The 22681-nt window shown below is 70.7% G+C and carries 19 protein-coding genes; 8 read left to right on the forward strand and 11 right to left on the reverse strand.

The window, feature by feature from the left end; all coding sequences use genetic code 11:
• The first annotated feature begins 102 nt into the window (after positions 1-102).
• From DEJ50_RS12725 to DEJ50_RS12735, 3 genes are all read left to right on the forward strand, one after another.
• Positions 103-1293: an LCP family protein gene (locus tag DEJ50_RS12725; RefSeq protein WP_223837728.1), complete on the forward strand. Its 1191-nt coding sequence runs from the start codon at positions 103-105 to the stop codon at positions 1291-1293.
• A gap of 160 nt (positions 1294-1453) precedes the next feature.
• Complete coding sequence (locus tag DEJ50_RS12730; protein WP_150207979.1) at positions 1454-3199, forward strand: LCP family protein; 1746 nt, start codon at positions 1454-1456, stop codon at positions 3197-3199.
• Positions 3200-3322: 123 nt separating this feature from the next.
• The gene (locus tag DEJ50_RS12735; protein ID WP_150212089.1) at positions 3323-4927 is read left to right on the forward strand and encodes an LCP family protein; all 1605 of its coding nucleotides are present in this window, start codon (positions 3323-3325) and stop codon (positions 4925-4927) included.
• Between the two features lie 69 nt (positions 4928-4996).
• Here DEJ50_RS12735 and DEJ50_RS12740 read toward each other — a convergent pair whose 3' ends face one another.
• Complete coding sequence (locus DEJ50_RS12740) at positions 4997-6046, reverse strand: glycosyltransferase family 2 protein (RefSeq protein ID WP_150207981.1); 1050 nt, start codon at positions 6044-6046, stop codon at positions 4997-4999.
• Positions 6047-6279: 233 nt separating this feature from the next.
• Between DEJ50_RS12740 and DEJ50_RS12745 the strand changes: the two genes are divergently transcribed.
• Positions 6280-7692 (forward strand): LCP family protein, encoded by a 1413-nt coding sequence (locus DEJ50_RS12745; protein ID WP_223837729.1) that lies wholly within the window; start codon positions 6280-6282, stop codon positions 7690-7692.
• Between the two features lie 50 nt (positions 7693-7742).
• Here the strand turns inward: DEJ50_RS12745 and DEJ50_RS12750 are convergent, their stop codons facing one another.
• Positions 7743-8279 carry an acyl-CoA thioesterase gene (locus DEJ50_RS12750; RefSeq protein ID WP_190344449.1) on the reverse strand — a complete coding sequence of 179 codons (537 nt, stop codon included), beginning with the start codon at positions 8277-8279 and terminating at the stop codon, positions 7743-7745.
• Between the two features lie 106 nt (positions 8280-8385).
• Between DEJ50_RS12750 and DEJ50_RS12755 the strand changes: the two genes are divergently transcribed.
• Both DEJ50_RS12755 and DEJ50_RS12760 read left to right on the forward strand, forming a co-directional pair.
• Positions 8386-9714 carry an LCP family protein gene (locus DEJ50_RS12755; RefSeq protein WP_150207985.1) on the forward strand — a complete coding sequence of 443 codons (1329 nt, stop codon included), beginning with the start codon at positions 8386-8388 and terminating at the stop codon, positions 9712-9714.
• Positions 9715-9829: 115 nt separating this feature from the next.
• A complete protein-coding gene (locus tag DEJ50_RS12760) occupies positions 9830-11101 on the forward strand; it encodes an acyltransferase family protein (RefSeq protein WP_150207987.1) in 1272 nt (423 codons plus the stop codon).
• An 84-nt stretch (positions 11102-11185) separates the two neighbouring features.
• On the opposite strand, the gene DEJ50_RS12765 is transcribed toward DEJ50_RS12760, so the two are convergent.
• From DEJ50_RS12765 to DEJ50_RS12780, 4 genes are all read right to left on the reverse strand, one after another.
• Entirely contained in the window at positions 11186-12754 is a 1569-nt protein-coding gene (locus tag DEJ50_RS12765) for a hypothetical protein (protein ID WP_223837730.1), read from the reverse strand.
• A 99-nt stretch (positions 12755-12853) separates the two neighbouring features.
• On the reverse strand, positions 12854-13576 hold the full coding sequence (locus tag DEJ50_RS12770) for a polyprenol monophosphomannose synthase (protein ID WP_150212091.1): 723 nt from the start codon (positions 13574-13576) through the stop codon (positions 12854-12856).
• A gap of 110 nt (positions 13577-13686) precedes the next feature.
• On the reverse strand, positions 13687-14769 hold the full coding sequence (locus DEJ50_RS12775; protein WP_150207989.1) for an NDP-sugar synthase: 1083 nt from the start codon (positions 14767-14769) through the stop codon (positions 13687-13689).
• A gap of 132 nt (positions 14770-14901) precedes the next feature.
• The gene (locus tag DEJ50_RS12780; RefSeq protein ID WP_190344938.1) at positions 14902-16011 is read right to left on the reverse strand and encodes an acyl-CoA dehydrogenase family protein; all 1110 of its coding nucleotides are present in this window, start codon (positions 16009-16011) and stop codon (positions 14902-14904) included.
• A 201-nt stretch (positions 16012-16212) separates the two neighbouring features.
• On the opposite strand from DEJ50_RS12780, the gene DEJ50_RS12785 reads away from it, so the two are divergent.
• Positions 16213-17553, forward strand: a complete 1341-nt coding sequence (locus DEJ50_RS12785) for a UDP-glucose dehydrogenase family protein (protein WP_150207991.1) — start codon at positions 16213-16215, stop codon at positions 17551-17553.
• Between the two features lie 47 nt (positions 17554-17600).
• On the opposite strand, the gene DEJ50_RS12790 is transcribed toward DEJ50_RS12785, so the two are convergent.
• Positions 17601-18086 carry a CGNR zinc finger domain-containing protein gene (locus DEJ50_RS12790; RefSeq protein ID WP_150207993.1) on the reverse strand — a complete coding sequence of 162 codons (486 nt, stop codon included), beginning with the start codon at positions 18084-18086 and terminating at the stop codon, positions 17601-17603.
• 106 nt (positions 18087-18192) lie between these two features.
• On the opposite strand from DEJ50_RS12790, the gene DEJ50_RS12795 reads away from it, so the two are divergent.
• A complete protein-coding gene (locus DEJ50_RS12795) occupies positions 18193-18558 on the forward strand; it encodes a VOC family protein (protein ID WP_150207995.1) in 366 nt (121 codons plus the stop codon).
• Positions 18559-18623: 65 nt separating this feature from the next.
• Here DEJ50_RS12795 and DEJ50_RS12800 read toward each other — a convergent pair whose 3' ends face one another.
• The 4 genes from DEJ50_RS12800 to DEJ50_RS12815 form a co-directional block, all read right to left on the reverse strand.
• Positions 18624-19682, reverse strand: coding sequence for a dipeptidase (locus DEJ50_RS12800; protein ID WP_150207996.1), 1059 nt, complete (start codon positions 19680-19682; stop codon positions 18624-18626).
• Positions 19683-19818: 136 nt separating this feature from the next.
• The gene (locus DEJ50_RS12805) at positions 19819-21003 is read right to left on the reverse strand and encodes a dipeptidase (RefSeq protein WP_150207997.1); all 1185 of its coding nucleotides are present in this window, start codon (positions 21001-21003) and stop codon (positions 19819-19821) included.
• Positions 21000-21518: a 5-(carboxyamino)imidazole ribonucleotide mutase gene (gene purE, locus DEJ50_RS12810; RefSeq protein WP_150207999.1), complete on the reverse strand. Its 519-nt coding sequence runs from the start codon at positions 21516-21518 to the stop codon at positions 21000-21002. Before purE ends, DEJ50_RS12805 begins: the two co-directional genes overlap by 4 nt.
• Positions 21515-22654: a 5-(carboxyamino)imidazole ribonucleotide synthase gene (locus DEJ50_RS12815; RefSeq protein ID WP_150208001.1), complete on the reverse strand. Its 1140-nt coding sequence runs from the start codon at positions 22652-22654 to the stop codon at positions 21515-21517. The genes purE and DEJ50_RS12815 overlap by 4 nt, the downstream gene beginning before the upstream one ends.
• Positions 22655-22681: the final 27 nt, after the last annotated feature.

Raw genomic sequence — 22681 nt, forward strand, 5'->3', positions numbered from 1 at the left:
CCGGGCGGGCCGGGGGCAGGATCGAGGAGAGGGGCACCTCCCTCGGCCGTACCTCCCGTGCGGCCGTCGCCGACGCGGGAAGCGGTAAGGGGACGGACGCCAGTGACCGACAGGGCGGGCACACCCGGCTGGACCGTGGCGCCCGGAGGCTTTCCGAAGCCTCCGCGGCGCCGACGGCGCCGGCTGCTGCGCTGGCTCGGCCTGGTGATGGTGCTGGTGGTCCTGGCCGGGGCGGGCACCGGCTGGTGGACGTACCGGACGCTGGACGGGAACATCACCGAGGACTCCTCGGCCGCCGCCGAACTGGAGCGGTACGAGCGCGAGCGGCCGAACCGGTTCGTGGGCGGGTCCAGGAACATCCTGCTGATCGGCTCGGACTCGCGGTCCGGCACGGACAACGCCCGGTACGGGCAGGACGGCGGCACCCAGCGCTCGGACACCACGATCCTGCTGCATGTGGCGGCGGACCGGAACAGCGCCACGGCGGTGTCCATACCGAGGGACCTGATGGCACAGATCCCGAGTTGCCTCAGGCCCGACGGGAGCCGCACCGGCGACCGGTTCGCCCAGTTCAACTGGGCCTATGAGTGGGGCGGCGCGGCCTGCACGATCCGGACCGTGGAGAAGCTGACCGGGATCCGCATCGACCACCACATGGTGGTGGACTTCCGTGGCTTCAAGAAGATGGTGGACGCGGTCGGCGGGGTGGAGATCTGCCTGAAGAAGCCGGTGAGCGACACCGAGGCCAAACTCACCCTGCCGGCCGGGCGGCAGATCCTGCACGGGGAGCAGGCCCTGGGCTTCGTACGGGCCCGCTACAGCCTGGGTGGCGGCAGCGACACCGAACGGATGGAGCGGCAGCAGCAGTTCCTGGGCTCGCTGGTGAAGAAGGTGCAGAGCAACGGCGTGCTACTGAACCCGGGCCGGCTGTATCCGCTGCTGGACGCGGCCACCTCGTCGATCACCACCGATCCGGGACTGGCCTCGCTGCGGGACCTGTACGAACTCGTACGCGGCATGCGGGACATACCCACTGACAAGGTGCAGTTCCTGACGGTTCCCAGGAAGCCATATGCTGTCGACCCAAACCGGGACGAATTGGTACAGCCTGACGCAGCGCGGCTGTTCGGTCAGCTGCGGATGGACCGGCCGCTGACCATCGCCTCCCCGGATTCCTCGGCCCCGCCCCGCCCCCAGGACCGGAAGCCGGCCGCCACCCCGGGAACCGGCGCCGGCCCCACACCCGTCCCCACTTTCACCGGCACCACGGCCGGTGCCGCATCGTGCAGGTGACCGACCGGTAAAGCAATGCCAAAAGCCGTGCCGGAACCGAGCAGGTTGGCCGGTTTGCCCAGTTATAAGGGGAGTGGAATTTGTCACCAGCATGGTTTGGAGCTGAACTGGCCGGATAGGGTGAGCGATCCGGTGCCACCGACGGAGGATTCGAGCGACCGTGGATGCACAAGGCCGTGGGCGGGCGGACGAAATCGATCCCGCAGACCAGTGGGTCCTCAACCCCCGCACCGGCAACTACGAACTGCGACTGGACCGTTCCGCACCGCAGCAACAGCAGCGGCCGACCGTCGGCGCTCCCCGCAGAGCCCCGGCCCCCGCGGCCCCCGGCGGTACGCCTGCCGCACCGTCCCCCGCCGTCCCGGGTCCGCGGCGCGGCGACCTCCCGCCCGGCGGCGGGCGGCGCGGTGGCCGCAAACGCGGCAGCGGCGGCAAAGGCCCGGGCGGCGGCAAGGCGGGCCGCAGGAAGAAGGTGCTCGTCGTCACCGGCGCGACGATGGCCTTCCTGCTGGTCGGCGGGTCCGTGGCGGGCTATCTGTACTACCGGCACCTGAACGGCAATCTCGATGTCATCGACACCGCCGGCGCGGGCACCGGTGGTTTCAAGAAGGACCAGCCCATCAACATCCTGGTGATCGGCACCGACAAGCGCACGGGTGCCGGCAACGAGGGTTACGGCGACAAGAACAGCAAGGGCCACGCCGACACCACGATCCTCTTCCACGTCTCCAAGGACCGGACGAACGCGACCGCGGTGTCCATCCCGCGCGACCTGATCACCGACATCCCGGAGTGCCCGACCAAGCAGCCGGACGGTTCGGTGAAGACGATCCCCGGCGAGAAGGGCGTCCGCTTCAACACCAGCCTCGGGCAGGCGGGCCGCGACCCGGGCTGCACCATGCGCACGGTCAAGCAGCTCACCGGCATCCCGATCGACCACTTCATGATGGCCGACTTCAACGCGGTCAAGACGCTGAGCACGGCGGTCGGCGGCGTCCCGGTCTGCCTGGCCAAGCCGGTGGACGACGACAAGTCGAAGCTGAAGCTGCCGGCGGGCGAGCACACGCTCTCCGGCGAGCAGGCCCTGGCCTTCGTACGGACCCGGCACGCCTTCGGCAACGAGAGCGACCTGGACCGGATCAAAACCCAGCAGCAGTTCCTGGGTTCGATGATGCGCCAGATGAAGTCCAAGAACACGCTGTCCAGTCCGAAGAAACTGTTCTCCCTGGCGGAGGCGGCGACCAAGGCGCTGAGCGTGGACTCGGGCATAGGGTCCATCGCCAAGCTCACCGACCTCGCCGGGGAGCTGAAGGGCGTCAATCCCAAGAACGTCACCTTCACCACCCTGCCGGTCGTCGACAACCCGGCCGAGAAGATCAAGGCGACGGTCGTGGTCAGCCCGTCCCAGGCCGAGCCACTGCTGCAGATGATCCGCGAGGACGTCTCGCTCACCGAGGTCGAGCAGCAGGAGAAGGCCGCCAAGGACGCGGCCAAGGCCCAGCAGGAGGCACTGCTCCAGGGCAACCGCGCACAGCCGGGGGACGTGCGCGTACAGATCTTCAACGGCGGTGGCCCGCAGGGCTCGGCCTCCGCCACCCTGGTCTGGCTGCAGAACAACAAGAGCGTGACCCGGGCCAGCAACGAGGGTAATGCGCCCGCGAAGCTGGACAAGACGACCCTGGAGTACGCGCCCAACCAGGCCGACCAGGCCCGGGCGCTGGCGGACATGATGGGCCTGCCGGCCACCGCACTCAAGATCGGAACGACGGACGCGGCCCCGAAGACCCCGATGAAGCTCACGCTGGGCGCGGACTTCAAGGGTGCGGGCATTCCGCTCACGGCACCGCAGCAGGTTCCGGAGGGCGTGCAGCGCGTCGAGGCGGACAAGGCCGTCTGCGCCAAATGACGGTTCATCACAGGATGAACCGGGGGAATCCCTGACGTATCAGGGTCTTTTCTTGGGGGGTATTGCGTGAGGCACAGCAACGTGCGGGAGGAGGGTGCGCCCTCCTCCGCTGCCGCCGACGGCATGGCCGGCGGCGGCGGTTCCGGTGCGTCCGGCGCGATACCCGGCCCGCGGGGCGGGCGCAGGGGCCGCGGGTCCGGCCGGCCGCCCGCCCGGCGGGGCCGGCGGGTGCTGCGCTGGGTCGCCTCGGTACTGGCGCTGCTGATACTCGGGACGGCGGGCGCCGGTTACCTGTACTACCGCCACCTCAACGGCAGCATCAAGACGGACGCACTGAACCTCGGCGACACCAAGCTGGGCGGGTCCAAGCCCAACGCCTTCGGGCAGACCCCCCTCAACATCCTCCTCATCGGTTCCGACGCCCGTGACGGCGACGAGAACAAGGCCCTCGGCGGGGGCCGGGACACCTTCGACGGACCGCCGCTCGCGGATGTGCAGATGCTGCTGCACCTGTCCGCCGACCGCAGCAACATGTCGGTCGTCTCGATGCCGCGCGACACCCTCCTCAAGATGCCGAAGTGCACCGCGCCGAAGGGTGAGGTGCACGAGGCCAGCAAGGGGCTCGTGCAGACCAACATGTCGCTCCAGCGGGGCGGTCCGGGCTGCACGGTCGCCACCTGGCAGGAACTCACCAAGATCCCCATCGATCACTTCATGATGATCGACTTCAAGGGTGTGGTGTCGATGGCGGACGCCATCGGCGGCGTCCCGGTCTGCGTCGAGCAGAACGTCCACTCGCGCACCCGGGAGGGCCACGGCTCCGGCCTGAAGCTGCCCAAGGGCGACAACGTCATCCAGGGCGAGGTGGCGCTCCAGTGGCTGCGCACCCGCTACGGCTTCGAGGACGGCACCGACATCGGCCGGACCCGCGCCCAGCACATGTACATGAACTCGCTGGCCCGCGAGTTCCGCAAGAACGCCAAGCTCAGCAATCCGGTGAAGCTCAACAGCCTGGCGCAGGCGGCCATCAAGGCCATGGTGGTGGACCCCGGCCTGAACAAGATCGACAAGTTGTACGACCTGAGCATGGAGCTGAAGAAGGTCCCCACCGGCCGGATCACCATGACCACCATGCCGTGGATCCAGAGCCCGCGGGACATCAACCGGGTGGAGCCCAAGCCGGGCGAGGCCGAGGAGCTGTTCCGGATGGTCCGCGAGGACATCGCGCTCGACGGCAAGGGGGCCACCCCGGCCGCCTCCCCCGCCCCCTCGGCGGCGCCGTCCACCCCGCCGGTCACCGACCCGGCCGCGCCCCCCGGCCGGATCCCGGTGATGGTCCGCAACGCCACCGGCGGCAAGAACACCCCGGAGGGCAAGGTCAAGAACCGGGCGAGCGAGGTGGCCACGCTGCTGATCGGCAAGGGCTTCGGCAAGGCCATGGCGGACCGCCAGCCGGCCGCCGAGGACACCACCGTGATCCGGTACGCCGGGCTGGACCAGGCGGGTGACGCGCTGGCCGTGGCCACCGCGATCGGCCTGCCGCCGTCCGCGGTCCAGCGGTCCACGGACGTCTCCGGGGTGACCCTGTTCGTGGGCAAGGACTGGCGCAGCGGTCCCACGATCACCCCGCCGGCCCCGGCCCCCACCAAGGCCCCGGACTCGGCCCGCGCGCTCAACGGCGACGACGACAAGGCCTGTATGCGCATCCAGGAGGGCTTCACCTGGTAGCGGCCGGTCCGGCCGTACGTGAAGGGGCCCGGCGGAGATCACTCCGCCGGGCCCCTCTCGTACGTACGACTAGCGGGCCGGTGCCGGGTCCTCCGCCGGTACGGTCGGCCGGCGGGAGGCGATGACCTTGCGCGCGAGCGAGCGCGGGCTGGTCAGGAAGCCCCAGCCCCAGGACATGTGCATGGTGGCCAGGGCGACCGGGATCTGCAGCCGGGCCTTGAGCGACAGCCCCTTGCCGGCCGGGACGGAGCCCGCGGTGATCGCCGCGAGGTAGCCGCCCGGGATCAGGAAGCCCCACGGGGTCAGCACGGCGCCCGCGACCAGACCGGCTGCGATCGCGCAGACGGCGACCGGCGGGGCGAGGTAGCGCAGGTTGATCGAGCCGGCGTGGTAGCGGGCCACCACATGCCGCCAGCGGCCGTAGTCCTTGTACTGCTTGGCGAGCGCCCGGACGGACGGCCGCGGGCGGTACTGGACCTTCAGCTCCGGCGAGAACCAGATCAGACCGCCGGCCTCACGGATGCGGAAGTTCAGCTCCCAGTCCTGGGCGCGGATGAACTCCACGTTGTAGCCGCCCTGCCGTTCCAGCGCCTCGCGCCGGAACACGCCCAGGTAGACGGTTTCGGCGGGGCCCGCCTCACCGCCGGTGTGGAAGGCCGCGTTGCCCACGCCGATCTTCGAGGTCATCGCGGCGGCGACGGCGTCCTCCCAGGCGTTCTCGCCCTCGGCGTGCATGATGCCGCCGACGTTCTGCGCGCCGGTCTCGGCGAGCAGCCGGACGGCGGTGGCGATGTAGTTCGGGGAGAGCATGCCGTGCCCGTCGACGCGTACCACGATCGGGTGACGCGATGCCTTGATGGCGGCATTGAGCGCGGCCGGCGTACGGCCGGTGGGGTTCGGGACGGTGTGGACGCGCGCACGTTCGTCGGATGCGGTCTCGGCGACGAGCTCGGCAGCGATTTCGTCGGTACGGTCCGTGGACGGGCCGAGCGCGATCACCACCTCCATCTCGCCGTCGTACTCCTGGCCCAGGATGTGCCGGACGGAGTCGCGGAGGTAACGCTCCTCGTTGAGCACCGGCATGATCACCGAGACTGCGGGCTGCTTCTGGGTGGGCATGGGGTCCTTCGAAGGGGGTCGGTATCGGTGTCACGTTACCGCGTACGGGGGAAACCGGTGCGCGCCGGACCGGCCGTGACGGCCGCCGCCGGTCGTATGGACCTACTGTTCCGATGAGTCGATCACGCCCCGCGGAGGTGTCCCTCGTGCCCCAGCCGCCGCACCGATCCCGAAGGCGCCCCGCGCCGCCCCGGCGCGCCCGGCGCGGGGCAGCCGGCGGGGCAGGCGGGCGCATGGCGGGTGGCGGGCACCGGCCGCGCTGGGGGCTGCGGCTGGCCGGGGCGCTGTCCGTGGCGGTGCTGGGCTCCGGGGCCATCGGGCATGCGGTGATGACCGGGCTGGACACCGGGATCGAGCGGGTGGACCCGTTCAAGGACATGAAGAACCGCCCGGAGGCCGGGCACGGTATGAACGTGCTGCTGGTGGGCACCGACGGCCGGGACAAGATCACCCGTGAGGAGCGGCGCGAGTACCGGCTGGGCGGCGCGCCGTGCCACTGCACCGACACGATCATGCTGGTGCACATCTCGGCCGACCGGGAGCGGGCCAGCGTGGTCAGCCTGCCCCGGGACAGCTATGCGGAGGTGCCCGCCCACCGGGACCCGCAGACCGGGAAGGCCCGCGGGGCGCATCCGGTGAAACTCAACGCGGCGTACGCGGAGGGCGGCCCGCAGCTGACCGTGCGGACCGTGGAGAACATGACCCGGGTGAAGATCGACCACTATCTGGAGGTCGACTTCACCAGCTTCATGAAGACGGTGGACGCGATGGGCGGCGTGGACATCTGCACCGCCAAGGCCATGCGGGACCCGTACACGGGGCTGGAGCTGCCGCCCGGCACCCACCGGCTGACCGGCGGGCAGGCCCTGCAGTACGTCCGGTCCCGGCATGTCGACGGGGCCTCGGACCTGGGCCGGATGCAGCGTCAGCAGCGTTTCCTGGCCGCCCTGATCCGGCAGGCGACCAGTGGCGGGGTGCTGCTGAACCCGGTGAAGTTCAAGCAGGTCAGCTCGACCCTGCTGAGCTCGGTGCGGGCGGACCGGGGCTTCGGGTCGGAGCAGATGCTGGCCCTGGGGCAGGCGATGCGGGACTTCTCCCCCGCCTCCTCGGAGTTCACCTCGGTGCCGGTCGGCAACCCCTCGTACAAGGTGAAGGGCATCGGCTCCACGGTGAAGTGGGACCGGCCGAAGGCCGCCAAGCTGTTCCAGGCCCTCCGGGACGACCGTCCGCTGGCCCCGGCCCGCCGGGGCGGCGACCGCGGCCGGCCGGCGGCGGTGCCGGTGGACGTGGCTCCGCAGCAGATCCGGGTCCAGGTGGAGAACGGCACCCGGATCGACGGCCTGGGCGGCCGGGTGGACCAGGCCCTGCGGTCCACCGGCTTCAACACCACCCGGACGCCGGGGAACGCGGCCAGCCGCGAGATCAAGCGCACGGTGGTGGCCTACGACCCGCGCTGGGACCGCTCGGCCCGGAGCCTGGCCACGGCCCTGCCGGGCTGCGAACTCCGCGCGGTCCGCGGCCTGGGCCGCACCCTGCTGGTCACGGCCGGCTCGGACTACCGCAAGGTGGTCCCGGTCCGCGCCGAGGACCCGTACCAGGGTGAATTCGGCGTGGTGACGGGCGACCAGGTGGTCTGCAACAAATAGCGTGCGGCGGGTGCGGCGCGTGCGTCGCGTGCGGCAACCGCTCGGTCGTCTCAGTCGTCGAAGCCCTCGGCGGCGCGGCGCTCGCGGAGCTCCTTGATGGCCCGGCGGCGGGCCAGCCGGTGGGTCCGCCGGATCTGGGCCTCCTGGTAGCGGCGCTTGTCCTGGTCGGTCTCGGGGACCACCGGGGGTACGGTGCGGGGCTTGCCCTCCGCGTCGACGGCCGCGAAGACCAGGTAGGCGCTGCCGACCTGGGTGGCGGGGGTGGACTCGTTCCACCGCTCGGCGAGGACCCGTACGCCGATCTCCATCGAGGACCGGCCGGTCCAGTTGCACTGCGCCTTCACATGGACCAGGTCGCCGACCCGGACCGGCTCCAGGAAGACCATCTCGTCCATCGAGGCGGTGACCGCCGGGCCGCCCGAATGGCGTCCGGCGACGGCGCCGGCGGCATCGTCCACCAGCTTCATGATCACGCCGCCGTGCACCGTCCCGAGGAGGTTGGTGTCGTTGCCGGTCATGATGTGGCTGAGGGTGGTCCGCGAAGCGGCGGTCGGCTTGCCCGGAAGCTCACCCGGTATCTCTGTCATACGGCAACCATAAGTCGGTCGCGGATGCATCAGCTGTGCAACAGCACCGGTACGAAGAGGCACCCGGCCTGTCGGGCGACGCGCCCGGCCAGGCATTCTTGTCCGCATGAATGACTGGCCCAGGGGCAACGACGGTCGCGGCGGCGACCGCGACGAGCGGTACGGATACGGCAGCGCACAGGCGCAGCCGGACGGTGTCCGCCGGATGCCGCACGTGCAGCGACCGCCGCAGCAGCGACCGCAGCAGCAGCCTCCGCGTCCCGCCTCCGCCCCGCCGGCCGGCCCCGGCTACGGCGTCCCGCAGCAGCAGGCCCAGACCCACGACACCTTCGCCGGCTACGACAGTGGCTACAACACCGGGCAGGTCTACGGCACCCCCTCGGGCGGCGGCCCGGGCGGGCCCGCCGGCCCCGGCGGGCCGACCGGTCCGCAGGGGCCCCGGCGGCCGGGCGCTCCGGCCCCGAACTGGGGCAAGCGGATCAAGGTCGGTTCGATCGTGCTGGTCTCGGCGATCGTGGTCACCACCATCGGCACCTACTTCTGGGCGGACTCCAAGGTGCGCCGCGAGGTGGACCTGTCGAAGGTCATCGAGCGGCCGAAGGACGACGACTGCACCACCTACCTGATCGTCGGCTCGGACAGCCGTGAAGGCCTGAGCCAGGACGACAAGAAGCGCCTCCACACCGGCTCGGCCGACGGCAAGCGGACCGACTCGATGATGATCCTGGCGGCGTGCTCCGGCGGGAACTCGATGATCTCGCTGCCCCGTGACTCGGACGTGGAGATCCCCTCCTTCGTCGGGTCGGAGTCCGGCAAGAAGTTCGCGGGGAAGGGCCAGCGGACGAAGCTGAACGCGGCCTACGCGATGGACGGCCCCGAGCTGCTGGTCCGTACGGTGGAGCACAACACCGGCCTGCACATCGACCACTACGCGGAGATCGGCTTCGCCGGGTTCGCGAACATCGTGGACGCGCTCGGCGGTGTCGAGATGGACATCGAGAAGGCGTTCAAGGACGACAAGTCGGGCGCCGACTTCCAGGCCGGCAAGCAGACCCTCAACGGCGAGCAGGCCCTGGCCTTCGTCCGCACCCGGTACGCCTTCGCCGAGTCCGACCTGGCGCGCACCAAGAACCAGCAGAAGTTCCTGTCGGCCCTGGCCAGCCAGGCGGCGACGCCGGGCACCATCATCAACCCGTTCAAGATCTACCCGGTGATGGGCGCGGGCCTGGACACGCTGATCGTGGACAAGGACATGTCCCTGTTCGACCTCGGCGAGATGTTCTTCGCGATGAAGGGCATCAGCGGCGGCGACGGCACCTCGATGAACATCCCGGTCTCCGGCAGCCGCGGCGGCAACCTGGTCTGGGACAAGGCGAAGGTGCAGCAGCTGGTGAAGCAGATCCAGAACGACGAGAAGGTCACGGTCACCCAGTGACCGGCGCGACCACCCCCGGTGAAACGTGAGATAACACACTTCATCGAGTAGTGGTTGGACAGTTGGAGACCCCCTCGCAAAAACTGGTTGCTTCACCAGAGGGGGTTCCCCAGTCATGACCGACCGCAGTCGCGGTACCGGGCTGCGGTGGTCGTCACACGGCACCGTAGCCGAGCTCTTCACCGGCCGTCACAACAGCCTGGGCTTCATGAGGCTGTTCCTGGCGTGTGGTGTGGTGCTGTCCCACGCAGCCAGCCTCGGTTTCAACAACACCGAGTTCGGCCACGGCTTCAGCCGCGGCCAGACCGACATCGGAAAACTGTCGGTCTACGCGTTCTTCATCCTGTCCGGCATCCTCGTCACCCGCAGCGGTGTCCGGCTGGGACTCGGCCGCTTCCTGTGGCACCGCGCGCTGCGGCTGCTGCCCGGCCTGTGGGTGTGCATCCTCGTCTGCGCGTTCGTCCTGGCCCCGGTCCTGTACTGGCACCTGCACGGCAGCCTGGACGGGTTCATCGACCACGCCCAGGGCCCGTTCCAGTACGTCTGGCACAACGCGCACATCATCATCGTGCAGAAGGACATCTCGGGGGTCATGTCCTTCGGCAAGTCCGTGGGCCTCGGCACCTCGGACACCTTCAACGGGCCGGTGTGGACCCTGCACTACGAGGTGATGTGCTACCTCGCGGTGGGTGTGCTCGCGGCCACCGGAGCGCTCAAGAAGTCCCGCCGGCTGATCCTGCTGATCACCGTGTTCCTCGGCTGGCGCGTGATCCGCGAGGCCATCGAGCACCGTTACTACACCGGCGCCGGACAGGCCTCGTTCTTCCGCGACTTCACGGTGCCGATTTTCGGCTACACGAGCACGAACTGGTACCTGTACCTCGGGTTCGCCTTCGCCCTCGGCGCCGTCATCGAGCTCTACAAGGACCGGATCCCGGTCAACGACGTGCTCGGCATCGGCTCCATCGTCGTCCTGCTGCTCAGCCTGCGGTTCGGCTACCTGTTCGTGGTCGGCATCCCGGCCATGGCGTACGGACTGACCTACGTGGCGATCCGGCTGCCGAAGCCGTTCCAGCGGATCTGCTCCCGCAACGACTACTCGTACGGGATCTACATCTACGGCTGGGCCATGCAGATGACCCTGATCCTGCTCGGCGGGACCCAGTGGGGCTTCTGGCCGTTCCTGCTGCTGTCGTACCTGGCCGCAGGCGTGATGGCGTACCTGTCCTGGCACCTCGTGGAGAAGCGGGCCATGCGCTTCAAGGACCTGGGCAAGAACTGGACGTTCGGCCGTCCGCGGCCCGCGGCCCCGGCGGCCTCGGAGTCCCAGGGCGCCCCGGTACCGGTGGCCGGCCCGGTACCGGAGAAGGCCGGATCCCCGGCCTGACCCACCCGGCCTGACCCTGATGTGACCTGACCCGGATGCGACTGGACCCCGGCTGCTCTTCGCAGCCGGGGTCCAGTCGCATCTCTAGCCGATCACCTTGTACAGCACCATGCCGTTCGGACCGGTCTTCACCTTGCGCAGTGCCGGATCGCCCGGCGGCAGGCCCTGGTCGGGCCAGCCCAGCACCCACTGCGCCCCGAACCGGTGCAGCGCGTCGAGCTTCTCCTGACGCGGGGTGGACCGGTCGAAGTACCGCCGGGTGGCCTCGATGCGCTCGGGCTCGTCCGGCAGGAAGAAGTCCGGGTAGCCCGGCGCCACGGTGTAGAAGCCGTAACCGGGAATCTGCTGGCCGGTGTTCTGGTCGACCATGACCACATCGCCGTACTTGGCGTACTTGGTCATCCACTGGTACCCGGGGATCGGCAGCCACGCCTTCTTGGTCAGCGTCTGCGGCATCGCCTCATTGCGTACGACGAAGCTCAGCGAAGGGGCCTGCCCCCAGGAGCCGGCCAGCAGGCCGGCCGCCAGTACCACCGCGAAGCAGCGGCGCAGGAACCGGCCGCCGCCCTCGACCACGGCCAGGGCCACCGCCAGCTGGGCCGGGATGATGGCGCCCGGCAGGGCCCGGCCCCAGGAGTAGTGCCCGGTCATCCCGCCCGCGGCGACCATCAGCGCGGCCAGCAGGAACCACCACACCAGCGGGTCGCGCCGGTTCCGGGCGAACCGGAAGGCCAGGGCGACCACGCCGATCAGCACATAGCCAAAGCGCATCCACCACTCGTCGTACAGCCCCATGTGGATGTCTTCGAGGCCGCCGATGGTGAGCAGCGAGAAGAAGGAGTAGTACGGCCAGACGGCGAGCAGGACCATCGCCACGGCGAGCGCGGTGCCCAGCCGCAGCCAGGTCTGCCGGGTCGGCCACGGCCGGGCGGAGATCAGCACGCCCATGGCGCCGAAGGTGATGACCACGCCGGTGAACTGGTGGCTGAGCATGATCAGCGCCCACAGCGCGCCCAGGCCGGTCCAGGCCGCCCAGGACGTGGCGGTGCCCCGGCGCAGGGCCTTGGCCAGCAGGGCCAGGAAGTGGAACCCCAGGCCGGTGGCGAAGGTGCTCGGGTAGGAGATGTTCAGCGATATGGAGGTGAAGCCGAGGAACCCGCTCCAGATGAAGAAGGTCGGGCCCCACAGCAGGATCAGCGTGAGCACGGCGAGCGGCGGCGCGGCCCGGTGCCGGCTGAGGCTGCGGGTGAGGTGCCAGATGCCGGTCAGCAGCAGGACCAGGCCGACGAGCGCGGCGAACCGCAGCACCATGAACCCGCTGAGACCGCTCACCTTGGCGATGACTCCGAGGAGGACCATCCAGGGCGAGTTGTACGGGCTGGGCGTGTCGGCGGCGACCTGGGTGTTCCCCGGGTCGAGCAGGTCGTGGCGGAGCCGCTCGATGGTGGCCAGGTGCACGCCCATGTCGCCGATCCACGGCAGCCGGAACACCATCAGCAGCAGAACGGCCGTGAGCAGCAGCACCGCACCGTTGAGTACGGGGACCGCGTACTCCGCGAGGCGCGGTGGCCGCGGGGCGGGGTGGGACTCGGTCTGCTCCGAATCCGGGCGCTGCCCGGTCGGGCGGACGGAATGGTCAAGGGCGCTGGTCATGTATTGGAATACCCAAGTCCGGTCAAATGGGAAGCGGTGGGCCGTGACGGTGCGACGGGCTGCGCCTGGGGCGGCGGCCCGGAGCTCCGGACGGCAGGGTCAGCGACGGCCGCGGGAACGGAGGCGGAGCTTCCACGGCATGACGACGGATTCCAGCTGGACGGCGAGGTTCATCTTGGACTCGCCGAGGGTGCGGTCCTCGAAGTGGATGGGCACCTCCAGCACGCCGCAGCCCCGGCGGATGGCCGCGTACTTCATCTCCACCTGGAAGCTGTAGCCGGCGCTGCCGACGGAGCCGAGGTCGATGGCGCGCAGGGTGTCCGCGCTCCACAGGTTGAAGCCGCCGGTGATGTCGCGGATCCGGGAGCCGAGGATGGTGCCGGCGTAGGCGTTCGCCCAGCGGGAGAGGAGCTTGCGGTGGGCTCCCCAGGCATCCGAGAGGGTGCCGCCGGGGACGTACCGGCTGCCGACGACCAGGTCCGCGTTGGCGGCCAGGGCCACCCCCAGCATCTCGGCGATCTTCTCGGCCGGGTGGCTGCCGTCGGCGTCCATCTGCAGGACGTACTGGGCGCCCTGCTCGACGGCCAGGCTCATGCCGGCCGCGTAGGCGCGGCCCAGGCCGTCCTTCTCCGTGCGGTGCAGAACCCGGATACGCGGGTCGGCCCCGTCCTCGTTGTAGCGCTCGGCGAGCTTCTCGGCGAGCTCGCCGGTGCCGTCGGGGCTGGAGTCGTCCACCACGAGGAGGCTCAGACCGGGCAGGTCGAGGTCCATCAGGGTGGCCGCCATGCCGGGCAGGTTCGCCGCCTCGTTGTACGTCGGCATCACGACGCAGAGCCGGGTGGCCGCCCAGGAGTCGGGCAGCCGGGCCGGTATGCCTGTCACAGGTGTTCCTCTTGGAGAATCGGTTCGGTCGGCGGGGCCCGGTACCGGGGTCAGCGGTCCGAGGAGAAGCGGATGGAGGCGTCGGGCAGCACTGCCCCACACCAGATCCGCACCCCGTCGCGGAGTTCGTTGTGTGCACCCACCTGCGCGCCGTCTCCGATGACGGCGGCGTCCACCACCGTCTGCCGGCCCACCGTTGCGCCGGCACCGATCAGGCTGGAGGTGACGCGGGCCTCGGCGGCGACGGTCGCGCCATCGAGAACCGTCGATCCGTGGACGACGGCACCCGCTTCGATCCGGGCACCGGCACCGACCACGGTACCTCCCGAAACTGTGGCCCCGTCAGCGACCTGGGCACCGGGGAGGAGCAGGGCCTCTCCCCGGGGGCCGGGGACGGCGGCGGAGTCGACGATTCCGCGGACCAGGTCGGCCGAAGCCCGTACGAAGGACTCGGGCTTGCCCAGGTCCAGCCAGTAGGTGTCCTCGACCTGGCCGTGCAGGCGGGCGCCGGAGGCCAGCAGGCCCGGGAAGGTCTCCCGCTCCACGGAGACCGGCCGGCCGGCCGGGATCGTGTCGATGACGGACCGCCGGAACACGTAGCAGCCCGCGTTGATCTGGTCGGTGACGATCTCTTCGGGCGTCTGCGGCTTCTCGGTGAAGGCCAGCACCTGCCCGTCGGGGCCGGTGGGCACCAGACCGAAGGCCCGCGGGTCGGCCACCCGTACCAGGTGGAGCGAAACGTCCGCGGCGGCCTCGCGGTGGGCGTCCACCAGCCCGGCGATGTCGAGACCGCTGAGGATGTCGCCGTTGAAGACCAGGACGGGTTCGTCGGGGCCGCAGGTGAGGCGCTCGGCGGCGTTGCGGATCGCTCCGCCGGTACCGAGCGGCTCGTCCTCGACCACGTACTCCAGGCGGACGCCGAGGCCGGCGCCGTCACCGAAGTAGGGCTCGAAGACCTCTGCCAGATAGCAGGTGGCCAGCACGATGTGCTCGACGCCGGCCGCGGCGAGGCGGGCGATCTGGTGGGCGAGGAAGGGCACGCCGGCGGCGGGCACCATCGGCTTCGGCGTGTTCACCGTCACCGGGCGCAGCCGAGTCCCCTGCCCGCCTACGAGCAGGATCGCTTCCTTCATCTTTCTCCCCAACCTGGCCGTCCTGATGCGCGGTCTCATTTTAGGGTTCGAAGGACCCCGCTCCGCGCCGGGGCGGATACGCGAACGACCCCGGTGCAATACCGGGGCCGTTGCGCTGTGAAACCGGACGCGTTACGCGGGCAGGTTGCGGGCCATCACGATGCGCTGGACCTGGTTGGTGCCCTCGTAGATCTGGGTGATCTTGGCGTCGCGCATCATGCGCTCGACCGGGTAGTCGCGGGTGTAGCCGTAGCCGCCGAGGAGCTGGACCGCGTCCGTGGTGACCTCCATGGCGATGTCGGAGGCGAAGCACTTGGCCGCGGCGCCGAGGTAGGTGAGGTCGGCGTCGCCGCGCTCCGAGGCGGCGGCGGCCTGGTAGGTCAGGGCGCGGGCGGCGGAGATCTTCATGGCCATGTCGGCGAGCATGAACTGGATGCCCTGGAAGTCGGCGATCGGCTTGCCGAACTGCTTGCGCTCCTGGACATAGCCCTTGGCGTAGTCCAGGGCGCCCTGGGCGATGCCGAGGGCCTGGGCCGCGATGGTGATGCGGGTGTGGTCCAGGGTCTTCATGGCCGTGGCGAAGCCGGTGCCCTCGGCGCCGATCATGCGGTCCGCGGGGATGCGGACGTTGTCGAGGTAGACCTCGCGGGTCGGGGAGCCCTTGATGCCGAGCTTCTTCTCCGGGGCGCCGAAGGAGACGCCCTCGTCCGACTTCTCGACGACGAAGGCGCTGATGCCCTTGGAGCGGGCCGACGGGTCGGTGACCGCCATGACCGTGTAGTACTCGGAGACGCCGGCGTTGGTGATCCAGCGCTTGACGCCGTTGAGGACGTAGGAGTCGCCGTCACGCACGGCACGGGTCTTCATGCCCGCGGCGTCGGAGCCGGCGTCCGGCTCGGAGAGGCAGTACGAGAACATGCCGTCGCCCTGGGCCAGCGGGCCCAGGTACTTCTTCTTCAGGTCCTCGGAGCCGGAGAGGATCACCGGGAGCGAGCCGAGCTTGTTCACGGCCGGGATCAGGGAGGAGGAGGCGCAGACGCGGGCCACTTCCTCGATCACGATCACGGTGGCGAGGGCGTCCGCGCCGGCACCGCCGTAGGACTCGGGCACGTGGACGGCGTGCAGGTCGTTGGCGACCAGCGCGTCCAGGGCCTCCTGCGGGAACCGCGCCTCTTCGTCGACGGCAGCCGCGAACGGCGCGATCTTCGCCTCGCACAGCGCGCGGACCGACTCGCGGAGCATGTCGTGCTCCTCGGCGGGGCGGTAGAGGTCGAAGTCGGAACCGGCCAAAGTGCTCACTCCCCATGCTAACTACCGTTAAGTAACCCAAGCCTAGGCCCCATCACCCCGGGAGGTATACGGAGCGCGCGCGTGAGATGTGTGACAACGGGCGCGACTATGCTCGGTGGCCGCACACCGCACCGCCATCCCTATGGAGTACCCATGGCCCTCAAGATCACTGTGATCGGCACTGGCTATCTCGGCGCGACCCACGCCGCCGCCATGGCCGAGCTGGGCTTCGAGGTGCTCGGGCTGGACGTGGTACCGGAGAAGATCGAGATGCTCGCGGCGGGGCGGGTGCCGATGTACGAGCCGGGGCTGGAGGAACTGCTGGCCCGGCATGTGGCCGGGCTGCCGGGGTCCACCGGGCGGCTGCGGTTCACCATGGACTGGGCCGAGGCCGGCGAGTTCGGCGACGTCCACTTCGTCTGTGTGAACACCCCGCAGAAGCACGGCGAGTACGCGTGCGACATGTCGTACGTGGACGCGGCGATGGAGTCGCTGGCTCCGCATCTGACCCGGCCGGCGCTGGTGGTGGGCAAGTCGACGGTGCCGGTGGGGTCGGCGGACCGGCTGGCCCGGCGGCTGGCCGAGCTGGCCCCGGCGGGCCCGGACATCGAGCTGGCGTGGAACCCGGAGTTCCTGCGGGAGGGCTTCGCCGTCCAGGACACCCTGCACCCGGACCGGATCGTGATCGGCGTCCAGGGCGACCGCGGCGAGAAGCTGCTGCGCGAGGTGTACGCGACGCCGATGGCGGAGGGGTCCCCGATGGTGGTGACCGACTTCCCGACGGCGGAGCTCGTCAAGACCGCGGCGAATTCGTTCCTGGCGACCAAGATCTCGTTCATCAACGCCATGGCCGAGGTCTGCGAGGCCGCGGGCGGGGACGTGGTGAAGCTGGCGGAGGCGATCGGCCACGACGAGCGGATCGGCTCGAAGTTCCTGCGGGCCGGGATCGGCTTCGGCGGCGGCTGCCTGCCGAAGGACATCCGGGCGTTCATGGCGCGGGCCGGCGAGCTGGGGGCCGACCAGGCGCTGACCTTCCTGCGCGAGGTCGACTCGATCAACATGCGGCGCCGCGGGCACATGGTGGAGCTGGCCCGGGAGGCGGTCGGCGGGTCGTTCCTGGGGAAGCGGGTGGCGGTGCTGGGCGCCACGTTCAAGCCGGACTCGGACGACGTACGGGATTCGCCGGCGCTGAACGTGGCCGGGCAGATCCACCTGCAGGGCGGCCAGGTGACGGTGTACGACCCGAAGGGGATGGAGAACGCGCGGCGGGTGTTCCCCACGCTGGCGTACGCGGAGTCGGCGCGGGCGGCGGTCGAGGGTGCGGAGGTGGTGCTGCACCTGACCGAGTGGCGCGAGTTCCGTGAGCTCGACCCGGCGGCGCTGGGGACCGCCGTGGCGGACCGGCTGATCCTGGACGGCCGCAATGCGCTGGACGCGGAGCGCTGGCGCGCGGCCGGGTGGACCTACCGGGCGATGGGGCGCCCCCGGGCGTAGCGGGCGCCGCCTGACCGGGCGGGCGCCGCCTGACCGGGCGGGGCCGGTCAGCTGCGGGAGCGGTACGTACGCATTTTGGCGCGGGCCCCGCAGACCGACATCGTGCACCAGCGGCCCCGGGCGGCCGGGCTGCGGTCGTAGTACGCCCACTGGCAGTCCTCGGCCGCGCAGGCCTTGAGGCGGGGCCAGGTGCCGGCGGCGATCCCCTCGGCGAGGGCCGCGGCGATGCGGTCGGCCAGCCCGCCGCCGGCCACCAGCGCGGCCGTGCCCTCGGCGTCGACGCGGACGGTCAGCGGGGCCGTGGCCAGCAGGCCGTTCAGGGTGTCGAGGGCGCCGGCCGGGGCCTGGTGGCCCGCATGGGCGAGCAGGGCCGCGCGCAGGGCCTCGCGGAGTTCGACCGCTTCGGCGAGGGCGGGGCCGGACAGGCCGAACTGCGCGGCCAGCCGGTCGTCGCCGGTGTCCACGCTCAGCGTGTTGACGAGTTCCTCCACCAGCGCGAGGCCCCCGGGGGCCGGTGCGCGTTCACCACTCATGTCTGCGACGGTACCGCGTTACCTCTTGGATTCATCAAGCGGTAACGCGTAAGGTGGCGGTTACCGGTTAAGACCCTTTATTGGTAACCAGCTGGAGGAGTGCGTCATGGCCGTCGCCAAGCTCGGAACCGTCGTCCTCGACTGTCCCGACCCCCTTGCTCTCGCCACCTTCTACGCCGGATTGCTGGGTGGAACGCCGTCCGCGTCGGAAGACGGCTCCTGGGTGCACCTGGAGGGCGACGGCGGTGCGCCGCTGGCCTTCCAGGAGGCGCCGGGGCACGTGCCGCCGCAGTGGCCGTCCGGCGAGGACTCGCAGCAGTTCCACCTGGACCTGATGGTGGAGGACCTGGATGCGGCGGAGCAGGAGGTCCTGACGCTGGGGGCCAAGCCGCTGGATGTGGAGGACCGGGGCCGGGGCTGGCGGGTGTTCGCGGACCCGGCCGGACACCCGTTCTGCCTCTGCGCCTGCTAGGCGCGGCTGGGGGAACGACCGCCGCCCCCGGCCGGAGCCGGGGGCGGCGGTCGTGATCAGTGGGGTCAGTGGGGGGATTTGTGTTGGGCCGCGCGGGCCGTGAATTCCGCGTCGCGGAGCACGCGTTGGGCGTTGCCCCAGGTCAGGAGGGCTACATCCGCTTCGGGCCAGCCGCGGTCCAGGAGTTCCGCGATCAGTCGCGGGTACCCGGAGGGGTCCGTCAGGCCGGCCGGCCGGGGGGTGCCGCCCTCGGTGCCGAAGGAGGCGCCGAGGCCCACGCACTGGGGCCCGGCGACCGAGCGTACGTGGTCCAGGTGGTCCGCCACCGCGTGCAGCGAGTCCCCGGTGCGGTCCGCACAGAAGGTGACCATGCACAGGCCGCCGGCCGCGCGCAGGGCGGTGAGGACCTCGTCCGGGAGGTTCTCCGGATGCCGGGTCAGGGCCGCCGCCGCGGTGTGCGAGACGACCACCGGGGACTTGGACGCGCCCGCGATCTGGCAGGCCACGGCCGGCGCACAGCCGGTCAGGTCCAGCAGCATCGACAGCCGGTTCATCTCCCGTACGACCTCGTGGCCGAAGGCCGTCAGCCCCTGGTCGGCCCAGGGCGCGCCCGCCGGCGCGAGGCTGCGGACGCCCAGCTGGTGGAAGGCCCGCAGGGTGCCCAGGGAGTCGGTGACGGTGGCGCCGGGCACGGGCCCGAGGAAGGACGCGATCCGCCCCCGGTTCCGCGCGTCGGCCAGGTCGTCGGCGTTGACCGCGAGGCTGAGGCTGTCCGGGTAACGGTGGATCAGCGCATGGGCGATGTCGATCTGTTCGAGCGTGTCCGACACCGTGCCTTCGCCGGGGGTGAGCAGCGACCAGAACTGGGCGCCCACTCCCCCGCCGCGCAGGCGCGGGATGTCGGTGTCCACGCCGATGTCACGGGTCTCGATGTCGTGGTACGGGCTCTGGCGCAACGTCCAGAGGAACGTGTTGTGGCCGTCCGCCACGGGGTGTACGGCCAGCAGCGCGGTTGCCCGGTCGAGGGAGGACGGGCCGAGGGTGCCCGGGACGTCCTCGGCTCCGAGGGCGACGGGGCCGTCGTCGAAGGGGCCCGTCTGGGGTTCATCCTGCAGGTCGGCCATGGGATTCGCTCCGGTCTAGGCGGCAGCTGGGACAGCAGGGATTCGTTGCCACCGTGACATGGGGGGCGGGTGGGTTCGCGGCGGGTGTGGCGTTCGGGTGATGCCCCGCGCCGCGCCCCGCCGCCCGCCCTCCCGCTCAGCCCGCCGTCGGGATCACCGCGTTCGACGGGCCCCGGGACGCCGACACCTCGCGCGCCACGGCTTCCGCGTCCCGCAGGACCCGTACCGCGTTCGACCAGGTCAGCTTGGCCAGGTCGGCCCGCGACCAGCCGCGGCCGAGGAGTTCCGCGACCAGGTTGGGGTAGCCGGCGACATCGTCCAGGCCGGCCGGGGTGAAGGCGGTGCCGTCGTAGTCGCCGCCGATGCCGATGTGGTCGATGCCCGCCGTCTCGCGCATGTGGTCGAGGTGGTCGGCGACCGTGGCGGCGGTGGCCACCGGGCGCGGGTGGGACTCCTCGAAGGCCCGGTGCAGGGCCATCGCCTCGGGGGTGGTGTCGAGGTGGTGGAGGCCGTGCGCCCGCAGGTTCTCGTCTGCGGCCAGGGTCCAGTCCACGGCGGCCGGCAGGATGAACTTCGGCACGAAGGTGGCCATGGCCACGCCGCCGTTGCCGGGCAGCCGCTCCAGTACGTCGTCCGGGATGTTGCGCGGGTGGTCGCAGACCGCCCGGGCCGAGGAGTGCGAGAAGATCACCGGCGCCGCCGAGGTGTCCAGCGCGTCCCGCATGGTGGTGGCCGCCACGTGCGAGAGGTCCACCAGCATGCCGATGCGGTTCATCTCGCGGACGACCTCGCGGCCGAAGGCGGTGAGGCCGCCGTGGCGCGGGGCGTCGGTCGCCGAGTCCGCCCAGTCCACGTTGTCGTTGTGGGTGAGCGTCAGATAGCGGACGCCCAGCTGGTGCAGGGCCCGCAGGGTGGCGAGCGAGTTGTTGATCGAGTGGCCGCCCTCGGCGCCCATCAGCGAGGCGATCCGGCCGGTCGCCCGGGCCGTCTCCATGTCGTCGGCCGTCAGCGCCCGCACCAGGTCGGCCGGGTAACGGTCGATCAGCTGGGCGACCGCGTCGATCTGCTCCAGGGTGGCGCTGACCGCCTCGTCGCCGGCCAGGTCCGCCGTCACGTACACCGACCAGAACTGGGCGCCGACACCTCCGGCCCGCAGCCGGGGGATGTCGGTGTGCAGGAACGCCGACTGGTCGGCGGCGATGTCCCGCCGTTCGAGGTCGTAGCGGACCTGCTTGCGCAGTGCCCAGGGCAGGTCGTTGTGACCGTCGGCCACCGGGTGTTCGGCGAGCAGCGCCCTGGCCTCGGCGAGGCGGTCGGTCATCCCGCCGCCACCTTGTTCCGGAGCCGCTTGCCCTTCTCGGTGGCCTGGTCGTTGAGCTCCTGCTGGAACTCGCGCATCCGGGCCATCAGCTCCGGGTCCTGGGTGGCCAGGATCCGGGCGGCCAGCAGGCCTGCGTTGCGGGCGCCGCCGACCGAGACGGTGGCGACGGGAACCCCGGCGGGCATCTGGACGATCGACAGCAGGGAGTCCATGCCGTCGAGGTACTTCAGCGGGACCGGGACGCCGATCACGGGCAGCGGGGTGACCGAGGCGAGCATGCCGGGCAGGTGGGCGGCTCCGCCCGCGCCGGCGATGATCGCCTTCAGGCCGCGGTCGGCGGCCTGCTCGCCGTACGCGATCATCTCGCGCGGCATCCGGTGGGCGGAGACGACGTCGACCTCGTACGGGATCTCGAACTCGTCGAGGGCCTGGGCGGCGGCCTCCATGACCGGCCAGTCCGAGTCCGAGCCCATGACGATGCCGATGATCGGACTGTTCTCGGTGCTGGTGCTCATTCGGTGATCGTTCCTCGCAGGTAGCCGGCAGCGTGACGTGCGCGCTCCAGCACATCGTCCAGATCGTCGCCGTAGGTGTTGACGTGGCCGACCTTGCGACCGTGTTTCACGTCCTTGCCGTACATGTGGATCTTCAGCTGCGGGTCGTGGGCCATGCAGTGGAGGTAGGCCGCGTACATGTCGGGGTAGTCCCCGCCCAGCACGTTCGCCATGACCGTCCAGCGGGCGCGCGGGCGCGGATCGCCCAGCGGAAGGTCCAGGACCGCCCGTACGTGGTTGGCGAACTGCGAGGTGACCGCGCCGTCCTGGGTCCAGTGGCCCGAGTTGTGCGGGCGCATGGCGAGCTCGTTGACCAGGATGCGGCCGTCGGTGGTCTCGAAGAGCTCGACCGCCAGGTGGCCGGTCACGTCCAGCTCCTTGGCGATGCGCAGGGCCAGCGCCTGGGCCTCGCCGGCCAGCTCCTCGGAGAGGTTCGGGGCGGGCGCGATGACCGTGTCGCAGACGCCGTCCACCTGGATGGACTCCACGACCGGGTAGGCCACGGCCTGGCCGTGCGGGGAGCGGACGATGTTCGCCGCGAGCTCGCGGACGTACTCGACCTTCTCCTCCGCCAGGACCGGGACGCCCGCCTTGAAGGGGGCCTCCGCGTCCTCGACCGAGCGTGTGAACCACACGCCCTTGCCGTCGTAGCCGCCGCGCACGGTCTTGAGGATGACGGGGAAGCCGCCGACCTCCTCCGCGAAGGCGGCCACGTCCGCCGGATCGGAGACGATCCGGTGGCGGGGGCTGGGCGCGCCGATCTGGTCGAGGCGGGCGCGCATCACCCCCTTGTCCTGGGCGTGCACCAATGCGTCGGGCCCCGGGCGGACGGGGATTCCGTCTGCTTCCAGGGCCCGCAGGTGCTCCGTGGGGACATGCTCGTGGTCGAAGGTGATCACGTCGCAGCCGCGCGCGAAGGCGCGCAGGGTGTCCAGGTCGCGATAGTCGCCGATGACGACGTCGCTCACCACCTGGGCTGCCGAGTCCTGCGGACTGTCACTGAGGATCTTGAATCTGATACCGAGGGGGATACCCGCCTCGTGGGTCATGCGGGCGAGCTGACCGCCGCCGACCATGCCGACTACCGGGAACGTCACTCCTCCAGGGTATCCGCCGGTATTCCG

This window comes from Streptomyces venezuelae (genome assembly GCF_008642295.1).
GTDB classification, from domain to species: Bacteria; Actinomycetota; Actinomycetes; order Streptomycetales; family Streptomycetaceae; genus Streptomyces; species Streptomyces venezuelae_C.